At 53.5% G+C, this 721-nt stretch carries 1 rRNA gene; it reads right to left on the bottom strand.

Annotated elements, in window-relative coordinates:
- Positions 1-721: ribosomal RNA gene (locus BA70_RS19865) — 23S ribosomal RNA — on the bottom strand; the annotation flags it as partial.

Below are 721 nucleotides of genomic sequence, written 5' to 3'. Positions count from 1 at the left end.
GTGGAGCCTAGCGGGATCGAACCGCTGACCTCCTGCGTGCAAGGCAGGCGCTCTCCCAGCTGAGCTAAGGCCCCATAAAAGATGGTCGGGAAGACAGGATTCGAACCTGCGACCCCTTGGTCCCAAACCAAGTGCTCTACCAAGCTGCCCTGGACATGGGTAGATCACCTGGTTTCGGGTCTACGACCACGTACTCATGCGCCCTATTCAGACTCGCTTTCGCTGCGGCTCCGCATCTTCTGCTTAACCTTGCACGGGATCGTAACTCGCCGGTTCATTCTACAAAAGGCACGCCATCACCCGTTAACGGGCTCTTCCGCACATAGCTACCCAGCGATGCCCTTGGCAGAACAACTGGTACACCAGCGGTGCGTCCATCCCGGTCCTCTCGTACTAAGGACAGCTCCTCTCAAATTTCCTGCGCCCGCGACGGATAGGGACCGAACTGTCTCACGACGTTCAAAAACAACAAAAAAATTTAAATTTCTATTACTACTATTATTCAGACTGTTTCATGATCTATTTCACTCCCCTTCCGGGGTGCTTTTCACCTTTCCCTCACGGTACTGGTTCACTATCGGTCACTAGGGAGTATTTAGCCTTGGGAGATGGTCCTCCCGGATTCCGACGGAATTTCACGTGTTCCGCCGTACTCAGGATCCACTCTGGAGGGTATGACATTTCAGTTACAGGGCTGTTACCTTCTTTGGCGGGCCTTTCC

The organism is Bacillus zhangzhouensis (assembly GCF_000715205.1).
GTDB classification, from domain to species: Bacteria; Bacillota; Bacilli; order Bacillales; family Bacillaceae; genus Bacillus; species Bacillus zhangzhouensis.
Note: the sequence above shows the minus strand (reverse complement) of the source record. Positions and strands in the feature narration are given on the sequence as shown.